We start from the raw sequence: 17,130 nt of genomic DNA, 5'->3' as shown, positions 1-17,130 counted from the left end.
TTACTGAATCCAGCCTGGCTTGCGTTTTTCAAGAAAGGCCGAGAGCCCTTCCTGCCCCTGTGCCGACGCGCGAATGTCGGCGATGCGCTGGCAGGTCATTTCTATCAGTTCGGCATCCACCGGCCTGCCCGCCACATCGAACAGTAACTGCTTGGAGGCGGCGACCGCGTTCGGACTGTTGCCCAGCAGCGCAGTGACCAGAATCTCCAGGGCTGTATCGAGCTCGCTGTCGTCGGCCACCACCTCTGAGATCAGGCCCATTGCCTGTGCCTGTTTCGCACTAAAGCGCTCGGCGGTGGCGAAGTACCGGCGGGCGGCACGGGCGCCGATGGCCGCCACCACATAGGGGCTGATCGTCGCCGGCATCAGCCCGATCTTCACCTCGCTCAGGCTGAACTGGGCGGTGGCACTGGCCACCGCCATGTCGCAGCAGCTCACCAGCCCTACCGCGCCGCCAAAGGCTACGCCCTGGACCCGGGCAATCGTGGGCTTGGACATAAAGTTCAGTGTGCGCAGCATTTCGGCCAGGGCCCGGGAGTCCGCCAGGTTCTCCTCGCGGGAGTAGGTGGCCATGCGCTGCATCCAGTTGAGGTCGCCGCCGGCGGAAAAGTTGCGGCCACTGGAAGCCAGTACCACCACTCTGACTCCCGGGTTGGCATCCAGCGCCGAAAAAGCGGCGGTCAACTGGGCGATAATGGCATCGTCAAAGGCGTTGTGTTTATCCGGGTTATCCAGCGTGACCGTGGCAACGCCGCGATCATCGATGGTCGTGCTGACAAATTCTGTGCTCATAAATTGCTTCCTCCTGGCCTGTGCCACTACATCCGGAACACGCCGAACCTGGTTTCCCCGATCGCCTGGTTGAGGCTGGCGGATATCGCCAGGCCCAGTACGGTGCGGGTCTCTGCCGGATCGATCACGCCGTCGTCCCACAGCCGGGCTGAGGCATAGTAGGGATGGCCCTGGTGTTCGTAGCTGTCGATGATGGGCTGCTTGAAGGCCGCTTCCTCCTGCTCCGACCACTCCCCGCCCTGGCCCTCGATCTGGTCACGCTTGATTCGCGACAACACGCCCGCCGCCTGCTCGCCGCCCATGACCGAAATTCGCGCGTTGGGCCACATGAACAGGAAGCGCGGGTCATAGGCCCGGCCGCACATGCCGTAGTTGCCGGCGCCAAAGGAACCGCCGATCAACACGGTGAACTTGGGCACGGCGGCGGTGGCAACGGCCGTTACCATTTTGGCGCCATGCTTGGCGATACCGCCGTGTTCATACTGTTTGCCGACCATGAAGCCGGTGATGTTCTGCAGGAAGACCAGCGGAATCTTGCGCTGGGCACAGAGCTCCACGAAGTGTGCTCCCTTCTCCGCGGACTCACCAAAGAGGATGCCGTTGTTGGCGACAATGCCCACCGGATAGCCATGAATACGGGCAAAACCGCAGACCAGGGTGGTGCCGTAAAGGGCCTTGAATTCATCCAGCTCGGAGCCGTCGACGATACGCGCGATGACCTCGCGAACATCGTAGGGCTGACGGGCATCCCTGGGGATAAGGCCGTAAATCTCACTCGCCTCGTACAGTGGCGGAACCGCTTGCGCCACGTCCAGCGTCACCCTCTTGACCCGGTTCAGCCGGCCCACCGACTGCCGCGCCAGCTGCAGGGCGTGGTGATCGTTCTGGGCCAGGTGGTCCGCCACACCGGAGATGCGAGTATGCACATCGCCGCCGCCCAGTTCTTCTGCGCTGACATCCTCACCGGTTGCCGCCTTGACCAGCGGCGGTCCGCCGAGGAATACGGTGCCCTGCTCCTTGACGATGATCGATTCGTCCGCCATCGCGGGGATGTAGGCGCCGCCGGCGGTACAGGAGCCCATGACCACCGCTATCTGCGGAATACCCTTGGAAGACATCTGCGCCTGGTTGAAAAAAATGTGGCCGAAGTGGTCCCGGTCGGGGAAGATCTCATCCTGGTGCGGCAGGTTCGCGCCCCCTGAATCCACCAGGTAGATACAGGGCAGGTTGTTTTCCTCGGCGATGGTTTGCGCCCGCAGGTGCTTTTTTACGGTGATGGGGTAATAGGTGCCGCCCTTGATGGTGGCATCGTTGGCGACGATGACACACTCCTGGCCCTGTACCCTGCCGATACCGGCAATGACACCACCGGCGTTGACCACGTCATCACCATACAGCTCGTACCCCGCCAACTGCGATAACTCCAGGAAGGGCGAGCCCGGATCCAGCAGGCCGGCTACCCTGTCCCGGGGCAACAGCTTGCCGCGGCTGACATGGCGGGCGCAGGACTTTTCGCCGCCGCCCTGCTTTATCGCCTCCAGTTTTGCCCTCAGGTCGTCCACCTGGGCCTGCATGTGCGCCGCGTTTTCCGCGTATTCCGCCGCGCGCACGTTCACTTTCGATTTGATCACGGGCATGGTTGCGCGCTCCCTACTTGGTGTCGTTGAACAACTCGCGGCCAATCAGCATGCGGCGCACCTCCGAGGTGCCGGCACCGATCTCATACAGTTTGGCGTCGCGCAGCAGGCGCCCGGTGGGAAACTCGTTGATGTAACCGTTGCCGCCCAGCAACTGGATAGCGTCCAGGGCCATCTGGGTCGCCTTTTCCGCGGTGAACAGAATGACCGCCGCGGCGTCCTTGCGGCTTTCCTCACCGCGGTCGCAGGCCCGGGCCACGGCATACAGCAACGCCCGGGACGCGCTCAGGTGAGTGTACATATCCGCCACCTTGCCCTGGATCAACTGGAACTCGCCAATAGACTGGCCAAACTGCTTGCGATCGTGGATGTAGGGAATCACCTGGTCCAGGCAGGCCATCATGATGCCCACCGGGCCGCCGGACAGCACGGTGCGTTCGTAGTCGAGGCCGGACATCAGCACCGCCACGCCACTTCCTTCTTCTCCGAGGATGTTTTCCGCCGGCACCTCGCAGTCCTCGAACACCAGTTCGCAGGTGTTGGAGCCGCGCATGCCCAGCTTGTCCAGCTTCTGGTGGCGGGAAAAGCCCGGGAAATCGCGCTCGACGATAAACGCGGTAATGCCGCGGGAGCCACCCGCGGGATCGGTCTTGGCGTAAATGACATAGGTGTGGGCGTCGGGGCCGTTGGTAATCCACATCTTGTTGCCGTTGAGGACGTAGCTGTCACCGCGCTTCTCGGCCCGGAGTTTCATACTGACCACGTCGGAACCGGCGTTCGGTTCGGACATGGCCAGGGCACCGATATGCTCGCCGCTGCATAATTTCGGCAGGTATTTCTGCTTCTGGGCCTCACTGCCGTTCTTGTGGATCTGGTTGACGCACAGGTTAGAGTGGGCGCCATAGGACAGGCCGACGGAAGCCGAGGCCCGGGAAATTTCCTCCATCGCCACCACGTGACCGAGGTAACCGATGTCGGAGCCGCCATACTCCTCCTTGACGGTGATGCCAAGCAGGCCCATATCGCCAAACTTGCGCCACATGTCCATGGGAAATTCGTTGCTTGCGTCGATTTCGGCGGCGCGTGGCGCCAGTTCCGCATCGCAGAACGCGCGCACCGCGTCGCGCAACATGTCCAGCTCTTCGCCGAGACCAAAATTGAGGGTGGGATAGCTTACAGACATGGGTTCCTCCGTTTACTGCCTGGCTGCCCGTGGCCGGGCGATGTCATTGAGGGCCCGGGTACAGCGCTGGCGCACCTCTTCCAGACCCTCGATTAACTGCTTGATGTCTTCCAGCTGGGATTCCAGCTGGGCCTGGCGCTCATCGACCTTGTTGAGCAGAAACTGGTATTGCTCGTAGTTGTCGCCGGCCGGATCGTACATCTCGATGATCTCCCGGCTCTCCTGAAGGGACAGGCCGGCCCGCTTGCCGCGCAGGATCAGCTCCAGCCGCGCGTGATCCTTTTTATCGAAGATGCGGTGCTGGCCCTGGCGTGTGGGGCTGAGCAGGCCCTTTTCCTCATAAAACCTGATCGTCCGGGTGGTCACCTCGAACTCCCGGGCCAGGTCGGAAATAGTATAGGTCTTGTCTTCGCCCACGGGGTCGCTCCACTACAGCGTGGCCGAAAATATAGGGCAAGTTTACGTTAACGTCAATACTTGAGCGAGCCTGCCTCGGGGACAGCACAGCCGGGCGCCGGTCGCCTCGTCTAGGACCCGCCTGTCTCGTCTATCGCCCGGGCAATGGCAATCACCTGTTCGGCCTGCTCCCGGTGCAACAGCTCCACCATCCTGCCGTCGAGTTCTATCACTCCCTTGCCGGCGTTCTCCGCCCGGGCGAAAGCGTCAACGATGGCCTGGGCCCGGCTGACCGCCTGCGGCGTGGGGGCGAACACGCGGTTGGCGGTTTCCAGTTGTGCCGGGTGGATCAGGCTCTTGCCGTCAAAGCCCAGCAGCCTGCCCTGCTCACACTCCGCCGCCAGGCCATCGGCATCGCGAAAGTCGTTATAAACGCCGTCAATCGCCACCAGGCCGTGGGCCCGCGCTGCGGCCAGGGTCAGCGCCAGATGCACCTGGAACGCGCTGCGCCCGGGGTCTGTCTCCGCGTTGAGTTCCTTGGCCAGGTCATTGGTGCCCACCACAAACCCGGCCAGCCGGGTTTCCTGCGCCGTCGCCGCGATAGCGGCGATGTTCAGAATCGCCAGCGGAGTCTCTATCATGGCCCACAGGGCGGCGTCGGAACCGGCGGCCCGCAGCAGCTGGTCTGCTGCCCGTACCTGGGCGGCGGTGGCGACCTTGGGCAGCAGGATGCCATCCGGGGCGGCTGCCAGTGCCGCGTCCATGTCCGCCCGCCCCCATTCGCTCTCCAGGGCGTTGATCCGCACCAGCAGTTCGCGATAGCCAAAAGCCCCGGAACGCAGCGCGGCGGCAACGCTCTCCCGGGCGGCGACCTTGGCGTCCGGTGCCACCGCATCCTCAAGATCGAACACCAGCATGTCTGCGGGCAGCGTCCGGGCTTTTTCCAGCGCCCGCGTATTGGCGCCGGGCATGTAGAGCAGGGACCGGCGGGGCCGGAAACTAGTGTGCTTGTTCATGGCGAAATAACCGGGGCAAGGCGCAGTGTTAGTCCACAAGCGCGACTAAAAGGGGATATCCGGCTCTTCAAAGCGGTCGCCGGCGTCGTCGAAGGGCACGGCCGAGGGTGACTCGGCATTGGCACCGGCATCTGCGGCAACCACCTTCCAGCCCTGCAGGTTATTGAAGTACCTGCCGTTGTATTCGCGCCCCCGAATATCGAAGGAAACCGTCACCTCCTGCCCTGCCTGGAGATTGTCCAGCAGGCTCACCTTGTCCTGCACGAATTCAAGATTGATGTCCTGGGGATAGCGGCCATCGTCCACGGTGACGACCATTTCCCGTTTGCTAAACCCGCTGTCGAAGGTCTTGGGTTCCTGAATGAGTTTGATTTTGCCGCTGAGTTCGTATGCCACGCTATTTGATCCACCGGGAATGTCTGCTGAATTACAAGAGAACACAACTATACCGGCCAGGTGAGCGGCGACAACCACAATCAGGAAAAAATACCGGCGCCGGGCCGGGAACACAGGCCACGCCGGGTATTGATCGCGACACTGGCCTTTCGTGATGTTGATAAACTAGGATGGCGCCAGAACCTACACAACGGAGATGTCATATGTACGCTACCCTCGAAGTTACCGCGGAAGGACCTATAGGAAGAATCTGGCTGAACCGCCCGGAGCGGCTCAATGCGCTGTCCACTGAGTTGCTCAATGAACTGGCCAGTGCCGCCCGCTATTTCGATACCCAGGAGCAGGTGAAGGTGGTGATCGTTGCTGGCCGGGGCCGGGCCTTCAGCGCCGGCGCCGATCTGCAGGGATTCCCGCGACTGGACGAAGCCGGCCTGCGCGCGGCGGCGGACGCCGGCAGAGTGATGGCCGATGCCGTGGAAAGCATGCGGGCAATCACCATCGCCCAGGTGCACGGCTGGTGCGTCGGTGGCGGACTGGTGCTGGCAGCGGCCTGCGACCTGCGCCTGGCCGCCGACGACGCCCGGTTTTCGATTCCCGAAGTGGACCTGGGCATTCCCCTGGCCTGGGGCGGCATACCGCGGCTGGTGCGCGAGATCGGCCCTGCCCTGACCAAGGAGCTGGTCATCACCTGCCGGCCCTTTGATGCCGCCGAGGCCCAGGCGGCGGGCTTTCTCAATCGCCTGGCCAGCGCCGAAGGGCTGGCAAACGCGGTGCAAGAGCTGGCACAGCAGGTGGCGGCCAAACCGGCCTTCCCGGTGCTGGCCACCAAACGCCATACGGATGCAGTCACCGCCACCATGGTGGGCCTTGACCGGTCCTGGTCGGATGCCGACAGCCTGATCGCCGGGCTGGTGGACCCGGAGTGCAACCGCGCGCGGGAGGCTTATATCAAGAGCAAGCTGTAACCAGGGCCTGTTCACACTAACACCATCAGGTGATGGCCCGCGGCATCGGAGAGCGCCATAATCCAGAGGATGTAGACGAGCAGCGAACAGGGCGGGGAATAATAACTTGAACAGCCACAGCGGATCGCATCACATAAAAACCATGGGCGTCAGGGACATGACGCTGTTCACTGTCTCGGCAATCCTGCTGCTGGACACCCTCGCCGCCTCGGCTTCCATCGGCGTGTCCAGCATCAGCTGGTGGTTGATCATGGGGGTGATATTTTTTATTCCCTACGGCCTCATCTCCGCCGAACTGGGCACCACCTACCCGGAGCAGGGCGGAATTTACAGCTGGATCAGGCATGCCTTCGGCAGCCGCTGGGGCACCCGCGCCACCTGGTGTTACTGGCTCAACACCGCACTCTGGAACGCGTCGATCTTTATCCTGTTCTCGGGCGTGTTCGCCCAGATGTTTTTCCCGGACCTGGCCTTCAGCACCCAGATCACCATGGCCATAGGCATTACCTGGCTGGTGGTCATCATTACCTGCCTGTCGCTGAGAATCGGCAAGTGGATACCCAATGCGGGCGCCACCCTGAAAACCCTCACCTTCGCCGCCATTGTTGTCGGCGGCGTGGTTTACGCCCTGCAACCCGGTATCCAGCTCGCCAACGACTTCAGCCTGCAGGCCTTTGTGCCCGAGTGGGGCAGCAGCACCCAGTATGTGTCCACCATCATTTACGGCATGCTCGGCTTTGAGCTGATGTCCTCCGCCAGCGAGGAGATGAAAAATCCCCAGCGCGATATCCCGCGCTCTATCCTGAGCTCCGGGTTGATTATCTTTCTCAGCTATATTCTCGGCACCTTCGCCATTCTCGCGGTGATTCCCGCCGGTGATATCAACCTGGTGGAAGGGCTGGTTGACACCCTGCGGCTGTTGTTCGGCGAGTCGCAGTTGGGCCAGCTGGCGGCCATGACACTGGGCGTATTCGCCCTGTTCACCTTCTTTTCCAACGGCACCACCTGGGCCATCGGCGCCAACCGCGCCGCGGCAGAATCCGCAGCCGATGGGGAATTGCCCAGGCTGTTCGCCCTGGAGAGCCCCCACAACGGCTCGCCCGTGGGCGCCACCCTGCTCATGGGTCTGGTCTGTACCGGTGTGCTGCTGGCTTACGGCGCGGTTGCCGGCAGTAACGAGGACCTGTTCTGGTCCCTGTTTGCCGCCAGTGCGGTGCTGTTCATCCTGCCTTACATCGCCGTGGTGGCGGCGTTCTACCGCGCCCGCCAGATCGACGGGGAACGCAGTCGCCCGTTCAAGGTTGCCGGGGGCGACAGCGCCGCCCTGGGGATGAGCGGCTTGTGCATGTTCCTGCTGGCCATCACTGCGCTGCTGTTCATGTACGTGCCCGGCAGCGGTTTTGACTGGCCGGTGGTGATCGGCTCAGTCACTTGCATCCTGCTGGGGGAGGTGGCGATGCGCTATGCGGAGCATGAACGCCGCCGGGGTTAAACATCCCCGTATCGGCGGGATTTTCCTCCCTGCTGATCGCAGCTTGCGACCTTACAGCCGATTGCGAAGCTCCACGACATTGCCCTCGGGGTCGCGCAGGTAAAGTGAATTACCGAAGCCCTGGGCGCCGTAACGGCGCTCAAAGGTTCCCGTCGACACGCCCTGTGAGCGCAGATAGCGCAGAAGCTCCTCTTCTTCCCGGGCTTGTATCTGCAGGCAGAAATGGTCCATGTTGTTGGCGCCCGAGGGTGGCCCGCCGCCGGCTCGACCCAGCTCGCTGTCCACGTCCACAAGGTCGATCAGGGCACTGCCCGCCCGCAGCTGCTTCAGGCCGAGCTCAGGCGGCAGCTCCCTTTCCAGCTCACAGCCGAGGACAGTGCCATAAAAATGCAGCATTTCATCCATGCGCGAAGTGCGCAGGACAACGTGGTCCAGCCCCAGCACAGCTATCATCGAGCCGCGCCCTCCAGCGACTTTGCGCACACTAGCCCCCGGCCTCCTGCACATGTTTGTGCACCAGCGCCAGGAACTGCGGTGTCCGGCCAATATCTTCGAACACGGGGTCTCCCTCCTCGTCCCGGGCGATCACGCGCTCGCCCTCAACGTAGGGAAACCTGGCGACGACCTCATCCAGCGCGGCCAGCAACAGGTCCGCAATGATCTGCTCGCGACTGCGTCTCGGGTACATCTCCGCCAGTGCTTCGATTTTTGCCGCGTCCTCTATCGGGATACAGACACGATACTGCTCCGGTGCCAATTCACCAGAGGCATCCCGATCCCAGCGCTCTATCAATTCGTCGATTCTGTTCAATGATCAACTGCTCTCTATTTTAAAACCCAATTTCAATACCACCTGGAAGTGCCCGATATCGCCGTCGACGATATGGCCCCGGGTCTCGACGACCTCGAACCATTCGAGGTTGTTAACAGATTTGGCGCTCTGTTTGATCGCGTTCCTGATCGCATCATCAATGCTGTCTCTCGACGATCCAACGACTTCAATCTTCTTGTATGTATGATGGTCTGACATACTGTCTTCACTCCTCTGTGCTGTTCAATCACCCTGAGTGTAGACCATTGCCGGGCAGCCTCAACATCCGCGCCAGGCGTCCGACCTGGAGTGAGTACCAGGCAAGCTACTCCACCATGGCCACCACACGGGCCGGAGCCGCCGAGGCGCCAACCAGTTTCAACGGCAACACCGCCACCTTGAACCCATGGCTGGGCAGGGCCGCCAGGTTTACCAGTTGCTCCATCTGCCAGTAAGGCCTGCGCTGGCCGACCCGATGGCCTTCCCAGAACAGGTCGTCGCGCTGCTCCCGCTTCGACTGGCTGATCTGGTAGTGAAACGGCAGGTCCCATCCCCACTGGTCGATACCCATGACCGTGCAGCCCCGGTCTATCAGCCATTCGGTGGCCTCGGCGCTCATACCGGTACCTTTTTTCCAGTATTCTTTCGTTCCCAGGTACTGGTCGCGATCGGTGCGGATGAGAACAATGACGCCAGGCTCTACAGACGCACCGGACTGGGCAACTGCGTCTTCCATATCCGCCGCGGTAATCACCTCGCCGTCCGGCTTGTGCGACATATCAATCACCACACCCGGGCCGATGCACTCGTCCAGGGGGATCTCGTCGACCGTCCTGGCCGGGTGCTGCTGGTCACCTTCGCCGGAGCTTGGCCCATAGTGCCAGGGGGCATCGATATGGGTGGTACTGTGCACCCCCATCCTGGTAATCGTGTCGTCCGCCCAGCCGACAAAATCTTTCGGCATCAGCCTGAATGGCAGGCCCAGAAAGCGGACCAGCCAGCGCGCGTGGCGGTGCGGTTTGTGCTTGATCTTGACCTTCATGAACGACGGATCGCCGGCATTGTATTGAATGGGTTTGGACAGGTCGATTACCTTCATCTGGCGGGCTCGCTGGCGTTACGATCAGCCCGCAAGTCTAGCATCATGGGGATCCCGGGCGCAGAATTTCCACCTGTCTGCGCACCAGGAATAGCGCCGCATCGACGATGAATTAAACCAGATGCGGCGATTCCAGCCCTGGCGATACCTAATCCCCGCCACGCGTGGATTATCCGGGCCCAACGCGCTTACAATAGCAGGCACTTGAGCAAATCGGCATGAGATACCGTTTATGAAGCGTTCTGGCTTTACCGCGAGCCCTCGCCGCCTGGTCCACCTCGGACTGGCAGTGGCAACCATCACCCTGGCCGCCTGCAGCACACCCGGCGACCGGGTCACAGCGAACTGCAACGGCACGGAGGTCAGCCCGGAACGGCTGTTTCTGCAGCAGCTGGGTAGCGATCGCGCAATCATCAAATGGCGCGGCAATGCCAGCGGCGGTGCGAGCGCGGATCAGCTGTGTTTCGGCAAGGACAGTAATGCCCTGCCACTGAGTTCCCTGACCAGGGCAAGTGAGACCGGCCTGGGCCATAGGGAAGCGGTGCTGGAGGGTCTCGAACCCGAGACCACCTATTACTACTCCATCGGCGGCGCAGGCACGGCGGCGCCGGGCCAGTCATTCCGCACTGCCCCGGTGGCGGACAGCGCTCCCGTCGACGGCAACACCCACATTCTTATCGTCGGTGATTCCGGCACCCCCTCAGAGGGGGTCAGCGAAAAACGCCCCGGCGGCAAGTACCCCGGCCAGGCCGCAGCCGTACTCAAGGGCTACCAGCGCTATGCGGCGGCCCAGGGAGGTGAGGACCTGGACCTGTTCCTGCTGCTGGGGGACAACGCCTATGAGGCGGGCACGGACGCGCAGTGGCAGCTTGCCTTCTTTGACCTCTACGCAGATATCATCAAGCGCACCCAGACCCTGCCCACCATTGGCAATCACGAAATGGGCGTGGCGAATATGCTGTTGCCTGGCTACCTGATGTGCGAACTGATGCATGTAGCCAGGGAGAACTGCGGCGACAATTTCGACCCCCCCGGGGACCTGCACCCGATGGCCACTGCCGGCACCAGCACCTCGTCCGATCCTGCCAGCTACAGCTCAAATGGTAGAAGCGCCGAACCCGACGGCACCAGCATGCCCTATCTGGACATCTTCAGCCTGCCTACTCGCGGCGAGATGGGCGGGGTGCCCAGCGGTACCGAGCAGTATTACTCGGTGGACTACGCCAACGTGCACGTGGTCAGCCTGGACAGCCAGCTCAGCGCCAGGGATGCCACCGCCCGCGACACCATGAAGCGCTGGCTGATTGAGGATCTGTCAGCCAATACCCGGGACTGGACCATCGTCATTTTTCACCACCCACCCTACACCAAGGGCGCCAATCATGATTCCGACGATGTCGGGGGCAGCTCCGCCGGCGCCACTATCGACCGCCCCGAGTGGGATATGCGCAACGAGTTCACGCCGGTATTCGAACAATACGGGGTAGACCTGGTCTACAGCGGCCACGCCCACTCCTATGAACGCTCCTACTATCTGCAGGGCCACACCGGCACCTCGGACACCTTCGACCCCTTACGGCATGCGGAAACAGTAGCGGGCCGCCCCGCTACCGGTCGACCCGCGGACGGTGAAACCTACCGGCAAAAAAGCCCGACCAGCGGCAACCTCGACGACCGGGTCGTGTACACCGTGGCCGGCAGCTCAGGCAAGGCAGACAAGGGTGGCGATCAGCTCGGTATCACCGCTGACGACGAGTGGTTGCGCCACCCCGCCCACGTGATACAGCCGCTCGCCAGCAGCCGGTGCCAACATGACGCCGGTTGCCGGGAGGGCCTGCGCGGACTCGCCGTGCTGGGTTCGGTGGTTGTTGATGCTGGCCGCAGCAGCCTGAGGGCGCGCTTTATCGACACCCATGGTGATGTGCTCGACGAGTTCGTGATCCAGCGGTGACCCCGATCAAAGCACGCATCGTCACCGGCTTGCTGGCAATGTTGGCAGCGGCAGCCACGCCGGCGATATCCCACCCGGGAGCCGGTTCGGCGATCGACCACTACAGCCACGAGCTTGAGCACCGGCCGGGAGACCCCTCTCTCTATCTCAGGCGGGGCGTCGCCTACTCCAACAACGGCGAGTTCGACAGGGCGCTGGCAGACTTCCAACGCGCCCAGGCACTGGGCGACCCGGTGCTGGCCGATTTTGACCTCGGCGTAGTGCACTACCGGCGCGGCGACTTTGCCGCCGCCCGCGCCAGTTTCGACCGCTACCTTGCCCGCTTCCCCAACCACAGCGCCGGCCTGGAATACCGGGCCCGGCTGCTGCGTGACATGGGCGACTACAGCGCCTCGCTGGCAGACTTCCGCCGGGTATTCGCGCTGCAGCCGCAACCCAATCCCGGGCACTACATCTCCGCGGCCGACATGCTGTCCCAGGGCGGCGATGAGGGCATTGCCAGGGCCCTGGCCATCATTGACGAGGGCACGGAAAAAATCGGGCTCACACCCCAACTGCAGCAACGCGCGGTCGCGCTCGAAGTCACCCGCGGTCGCTGTGACCTTGCCATCCAGCGACTGCAGACCCTGTACCCCATGCTCGGGGACTCACCATCCTGGACGGTATCGATGGCCGAACTGAAACAGGCCGGCGGCGAAACCGCCGAGGCCGAACAACTCTTCCACCGCGCCCGGCAGCAGCTGGATTCCCTGCGCAAGACGCCGGCCCGGGAAGCGCTGGCCGAGCGCATCACCGTGGCCGGCACTGCCGCGGCGGCCTGCGACGCAAGCAAGCGTTCCTGAGCTCTCCCGACGTTTAACCTCCCGGGAATAACTGCTGGCGCGGGCCTGGGCCTGGCATCCAGGCACGCCAGTGCTGGCGTGCCCTTTCGGGTCAAGCCTCGCTGTGCGCACAAATTTTTCCGGCTGTCCACGGTTTCCCGCCGCCACCGGGCAGCGTATTATTCACTCCCTGACGCATAACATCCTCCAGGGGTGTCCATGGAATGGTCGCGCGTCTTCCTTTTCCTGTTTCCATCAGCGGCAAGTGCAAGGTCTATGAACAAAGTGCTATTCGGAAAACGCATGTGGGCCATACTGCTGGCCACGCTGCTCATCTTCGGCGGTCTGCTGGGCATGCAGTGGTTCGGGCGGATGAAAATGAACGAATCCATGGACAATATGCCCGTGCCCACCGCTATCATTACCGCCAGCGAGGCGGGGACCGCCCGCTGGCAGTCCGCAGTGAGCTCAGTGGGCACGCTGGCCTCTATACAGGGTGCGGAGCTGGCCACCGAAGTGCCCGGCACGGTGCAGGAGATTTTTTTCGATAATGGCGCCGAAGTCAGCAAGGGCGACATTATCATGACCCTGGACTCGGCTCCGGACCGCGCCGAACTGGCGGCCCTGGAAGCGGCCAGCGAGCTGGCCCAGATAGAGCTGCGGCGGGCCAACAGCCTGGCCGCCCAGCGCAATATATCCAAGTCGGAGCTCGACCAGCGCGCCAGCCAGGTCGACCAGGCCCGGGCCCGGTTCGAGGCGCAGAAGGCCCGCATCGAGCAAAAGACCCTGCGTGCGCCCTACTCCGGGCGCCTGGGTATCCGCCGCTACAACGTGGGTGACTATGTCCAGGCCGGCGACACCTTTATCGAACTGCAGTCGCTGGCCAAACTCTATGTGAACTTCACCCTGCCCGAACAGTACAGCCGGCAGGTGGCTACCGGCATGCCCGTGCAGGCGACGTTGCAGGCCCTGGGCGGCGAAGCATTCGACGGCGTGGTGACCGCCATTGCCCCGGTGGTAGACCCGGAGACCCGCAACTTCGCCCTGCAGGCGACCCTGGTCAACCGCGACGATCTGCTGCGTCCAGGCATGTTCGCCAGCCTGAACCTGCCCCTGGGTGGCGAGATGAAGCGCGTGGTGGTACCGCAAACCGCCATCGCCTACCGCCCCTACGGCAACTCCGTCTATGTCATCAAATCCGCCGGAGAGGGCCTGACCGTGTCCCAGCGTTTTGTCACCCTGGGCCCGGTGCGCGGCGACATGGTGGCCATCGAGAAAGGCCTGCAACCCGGTGAGCGGATCGCTACCAGTGGCCTGTTGAAGCTGGACACCGGCACGCCGGTGGAGATCGACAACTCGGTCCAACCGGCCAGCAGCCTCACCCCCCGCCCGGATAATGGCTGACCATGAAATTCACCGACATCTTCATCCACAAACCGGTGCTGGCCACCGTGATCAGCCTGTTCCTGGTGGTACTGGGCCTGCGCGCCGCCAGTGAACTCAACGTACGCGAGTACCCGCTGATCGAAAACGCCATCGTCACCGTGTCCACTGTCTACACCGGTGCCGACGCCGAACTGATCAAGGGCTTCATCACCACGCCGCTGGAGCAGGAGATCGCCACAGCAGAGGACATCGACTACATCACTTCCAGTTCCAACCGGGGGATCAGCACCATCACCGCCCATGTGCGCACCGGCGCTGACCCGGACGAGGTGCTGACCCAGGTGGTGACCAAGGTCAACAAGCTGCGCAACGAGTTGCCGCGGCAGTCGGAGAACCCGGTAATCACCCTCGCCGTGGGCGAGCAGGTGGGCAACATGTACATCTCCTTTACCAGCGACGAGTTGCCTATCAACCGCGTGGCGGACTACGTCATTCGCGAGGTGGAACCCAAGCTGACCACCCTGCCCGGTGTGCAGCGCGCCACGGCGGAATCCTCGGCGGTGTTTGCCATGCGCATCTGGCTTGACCAGGAGCGCATGCGCGCCCTGGACGTGACCGCCGGCGAAGTTCGCGCCGCGCTGGAGGCCAACAACGTGCTGTCGGCCGTGGGCGGCTCCAAGGGCAGCATGGTCACCGTCAACCTCAAGGCCAACACGGACATCAGTACCATTGAAGGCTTCGAACAGCTGGTGCTGCGGGAGAAGGACGGCGCCATTGTTCGCCTGGGGGACGTCGCCGCAGTGGAACTGGGTAACGAGAGCTACGACAGTTCCTCCATGTTCATCGACAAGGAAGCGGTATTCATCCAGGTAGACGTGGCCACCGATGCCAACGCGCTGGAGGTTATTGCCGGCGTGCGCGATGTCTACTACAACGTCATCGAGCCCCGCCTGCCCGAGGGTATCGACAGCGCTATCAACTACGACGCGACGGTCTACATTGAAAACGCCATCAACGACGTGCAAGCCACCATCGTCGAAGCCATGGTGATCGTGATTGTGGTGATCTTCCTGTTCCTGGGCTCCATGCGCTCAGTGCTGATTCCCGCGGTCGCAGTGCCGCTGTCACTGATCGGCGGGCTGTTCCTCATGCAGCTGATGGGTTTTTCCATCAACCTGCTGACCCTGCTGGCCATCGTACTGGCCATTGGTATCGTGGTGGACGACGCCATCATCGTGCTGGAGAACATCCACCGCCACATCGAGGAGGGCATGGCCCCGGTGGACGCCGCCCTGAAGGGCGCCCGCGAACTGGCCTGGCCCATCGTGGCCATGACCACCACCCTGGTGGCGGTGTACCTGCCCATTGGCTTTATCGGCGGGCTTACCGGCACCCTGTTCACCGAGTTCGCCTTTACCCTGGCCGGCGCGGTGCTGATCTCCGGGCTGGTGGCCCTCACCCTGTCGCCAATGATGTGCGCCAGAATGCTCAGCCGCGATGCCGGCAGCAACGACAACAGACTGGAGCACTGGCTGGACCAGCGCTTCGAGGCCCTGCGCCGGGTGTACCAGCGGGACCTGAACCGGGTCATGGATGATCGCGCCGGCATGATCGTCTTCGGTGCGGTGATCCTCGCCTCCTGCTACTTTCTGTTCCTGCGCTCACCCTCGGAACTGGCGCCGCCGGAAGACCTGGGGCTGATTTTCTACATCGCCGAGGCCGACCCCCATGTCACCCTCGAGTACATGGAGACCTACACCCACGAGATAGGCCAGATAACCCGCGAGACCGCAGAAATCGACGTCAATTTCCTGTTCAATGGCACCGGCCCCGGTGGCTCCGGCAGCACCAACGGCGCGTATGGCGGCTTCATCTTCAAGCCCTGGAGCGAGCGCCAGCGCAGCTCCACGCAGGTGCTGGAGCAAACCATCCAGCCCCGCACCCAGGCCATCGCCGGACTGCAGGTAAACGCCATCAACCCGCCGCCGCTGCCGGTTGGGGGGGTGATGCCGGTGGAGTTCGTGATCAACACCACGCTGGAGTACTCCATTCTCAACGACAGCGCGCAGGAGGTACTCAAGCGCGCCCGGGAGAGTCGCAAGTTCATTTTTATCGACCAGGATCTGAAGATCGATAAACCCCAGCAGGAGGTGCTCATCGACCGCAACAAGGCGGCCCTGCTGGGCGTGGACATGCAGACCCTGAGCGCGGACCTCAGTGCCCTGCTGTCAGGCAGCTACGTCAACCGCTTCTCGATGAACGACCGCTCCTACAAGGTCATCCCCCAGGTGCAGCGCCAGCAGCGCCTGACCACCGGGGACCTGCGCAACTACTATACTCGGACCCGCAGCGGCAAGCTCATCCCCCTGAGCACCCTGGTGACCCTGGAAACCAGCGTCGTGCCGCGCTCGCTAAGCGGCTTTCAGCAGTTAAACGCGGTCACCCTCAGCGGCATACCACGGCCAGGGATCGACCTGGGCGAGGCGCTGGCCACCCTGGAGGGCATCGCCGACGAGGTACTGAGTCGCGAGTACAGCGTGGATTACGCCGGCCTGAGCCGTCAGTTCAAGACCGAGGGCAGCTCGCTGGTAGCGACCTTCTTCTTCGCCCTGCTGCTGATCTACCTGGTACTGGCGGCGCAGTTCGAGTCATTCCGCGACCCGATAATCATGCTGGTGACGGTACCGATGTCAATCAGCGGTGCGCTGCTGTGCCTGAACGCACTGGCCATGTTCCAGGTCACCGGGGCCACCCTGAACATTTACACCCAGGTAGGCCTGGTCACCCTGATCGGAGTGATCTCCAAGCATGGCATCCTGATCGTTGAGTTCGCCAACCGGCTGCAGGACGAGGGCATGGCCAAGCGCGAGGCCATCGAGGAAGCCGCCTCGGTGCGCCTGCGCCCGGTGTTGATGACTACCGCCGCCCTGGTGCTGGCCATGGTGCCGCTGCTGATCGCCACCGGCCCCGGGGCCTCGGCGCGCTTCTCCATGGGCCTGGTGATCGCCTCCGGCATGACCATCGGCACCCTGTTCACCCTCTACGTGCTGCCCGCGGTATATATGTACCTGGGACGGGATGTGGCGGCGCGCCAGTCCTAGAGGCCCCTCGATCAGCGACAATCACCCTCTACCAAACTACAGATCAACGGTCACCACGGGAAAAGGCGTTTTCGGACTGCAGGC

16 protein-coding genes are annotated in these 17,130 nt (G+C 62.8%); 6 read left to right on the top strand and 10 right to left on the bottom strand.

Annotated elements, in window-relative coordinates; genetic code table 11:
• From DWB85_RS12710 to DWB85_RS12685, 6 genes are all read right to left on the bottom strand, one after another.
• Positions 1-792, bottom strand: a complete 792-nt coding sequence (locus DWB85_RS12710; RefSeq protein ID WP_117955212.1) for an enoyl-CoA hydratase/isomerase family protein — start codon at positions 790-792, stop codon at positions 1-3.
• Positions 793-818: 26 nt separating this feature from the next.
• Positions 819-2,429: a carboxyl transferase domain-containing protein gene (locus tag DWB85_RS12705; RefSeq protein WP_117955209.1), complete on the bottom strand. Its 1,611-nt coding sequence runs from the start codon at positions 2,427-2,429 to the stop codon at positions 819-821.
• A 13-nt stretch (positions 2,430-2,442) separates the two neighbouring features.
• Positions 2,443-3,612, bottom strand: coding sequence for an isovaleryl-CoA dehydrogenase (locus DWB85_RS12700; RefSeq protein WP_117955207.1), 1,170 nt, complete (start codon positions 3,610-3,612; stop codon positions 2,443-2,445).
• Between the two features lie 12 nt (positions 3,613-3,624).
• Complete coding sequence (locus tag DWB85_RS12695) at positions 3,625-4,029, bottom strand: MerR family transcriptional regulator (RefSeq protein WP_117955204.1); 405 nt, start codon at positions 4,027-4,029, stop codon at positions 3,625-3,627.
• A 110-nt stretch (positions 4,030-4,139) separates the two neighbouring features.
• Positions 4,140-5,024, bottom strand: coding sequence for an HpcH/HpaI aldolase/citrate lyase family protein (locus DWB85_RS12690; RefSeq protein WP_117955201.1), 885 nt, complete (start codon positions 5,022-5,024; stop codon positions 4,140-4,142).
• Between the two features lie 45 nt (positions 5,025-5,069).
• Positions 5,070-5,420 (bottom strand): DUF3127 domain-containing protein, encoded by a 351-nt coding sequence (locus DWB85_RS12685; protein ID WP_117955199.1) that lies wholly within the window; start codon positions 5,418-5,420, stop codon positions 5,070-5,072.
• Between the two features lie 203 nt (positions 5,421-5,623).
• Between DWB85_RS12685 and DWB85_RS12680 the strand changes: the two genes are divergently transcribed.
• Together DWB85_RS12680 and DWB85_RS12675 are read left to right on the top strand one after the other, a co-directional pair.
• The gene (locus DWB85_RS12680; RefSeq protein ID WP_117955197.1) at positions 5,624-6,385 is read left to right on the top strand and encodes an enoyl-CoA hydratase/isomerase family protein; all 762 of its coding nucleotides are present in this window, start codon (positions 5,624-5,626) and stop codon (positions 6,383-6,385) included.
• A 106-nt stretch (positions 6,386-6,491) separates the two neighbouring features.
• Complete coding sequence (locus tag DWB85_RS12675) at positions 6,492-7,877, top strand: APC family permease (protein WP_239017320.1); 1,386 nt, start codon at positions 6,492-6,494, stop codon at positions 7,875-7,877.
• A gap of 51 nt (positions 7,878-7,928) precedes the next feature.
• Here the strand turns inward: DWB85_RS12675 and DWB85_RS12670 are convergent, their stop codons facing one another.
• From DWB85_RS12670 to DWB85_RS12655, 4 genes are all read right to left on the bottom strand, one after another.
• A complete protein-coding gene (locus DWB85_RS12670; protein WP_117955191.1) occupies positions 7,929-8,330 on the bottom strand; it encodes a VOC family protein in 402 nt (133 codons plus the stop codon).
• A 31-nt stretch (positions 8,331-8,361) separates the two neighbouring features.
• A complete protein-coding gene (locus tag DWB85_RS12665) occupies positions 8,362-8,688 on the bottom strand; it encodes a hypothetical protein (RefSeq protein ID WP_117955188.1) in 327 nt (108 codons plus the stop codon).
• A 3-nt stretch (positions 8,689-8,691) separates the two neighbouring features.
• Positions 8,692-8,907, bottom strand: a complete 216-nt coding sequence (locus DWB85_RS12660; protein WP_117955186.1) for a dodecin — start codon at positions 8,905-8,907, stop codon at positions 8,692-8,694.
• Positions 8,908-9,013: 106 nt separating this feature from the next.
• On the bottom strand, positions 9,014-9,787 hold the full coding sequence (locus DWB85_RS12655) for a cyclase family protein (protein ID WP_117955184.1): 774 nt from the start codon (positions 9,785-9,787) through the stop codon (positions 9,014-9,016).
• A 232-nt stretch (positions 9,788-10,019) separates the two neighbouring features.
• Between DWB85_RS12655 and DWB85_RS12650 the strand changes: the two genes are divergently transcribed.
• The 4 genes from DWB85_RS12650 to DWB85_RS12635 all read left to right on the top strand — a co-directional run bounded on the left by DWB85_RS12650 (position 10,020) and on the right by DWB85_RS12635 (position 17,046).
• Complete coding sequence (locus DWB85_RS12650; RefSeq protein WP_117955182.1) at positions 10,020-11,738, top strand: purple acid phosphatase family protein; 1,719 nt, start codon at positions 10,020-10,022, stop codon at positions 11,736-11,738.
• Positions 11,735-12,580, top strand: coding sequence for a tetratricopeptide repeat protein (locus DWB85_RS12645; RefSeq protein ID WP_117955180.1), 846 nt, complete (start codon positions 11,735-11,737; stop codon positions 12,578-12,580). The genes DWB85_RS12650 and DWB85_RS12645 overlap by 4 nt, the downstream gene beginning before the upstream one ends.
• A gap of 255 nt (positions 12,581-12,835) precedes the next feature.
• A complete protein-coding gene (locus DWB85_RS12640; protein ID WP_162846115.1) occupies positions 12,836-13,963 on the top strand; it encodes an efflux RND transporter periplasmic adaptor subunit in 1,128 nt (375 codons plus the stop codon).
• Positions 13,964-13,965: 2 nt separating this feature from the next.
• The gene (locus tag DWB85_RS12635; protein WP_117955176.1) at positions 13,966-17,046 is read left to right on the top strand and encodes an efflux RND transporter permease subunit; all 3,081 of its coding nucleotides are present in this window, start codon (positions 13,966-13,968) and stop codon (positions 17,044-17,046) included.
• Positions 17,047-17,130 lie beyond the last annotated feature (84 nt).

It is taken from the genome of Seongchinamella sediminis (genome assembly GCF_003457605.1).
Taxonomy (GTDB): Bacteria; Pseudomonadota; Gammaproteobacteria; order Pseudomonadales; family Halieaceae; genus Halioglobus; species Halioglobus sediminis.
Note: the sequence above shows the minus strand (reverse complement) of the source record. Positions and strands in the feature narration are given on the sequence as shown.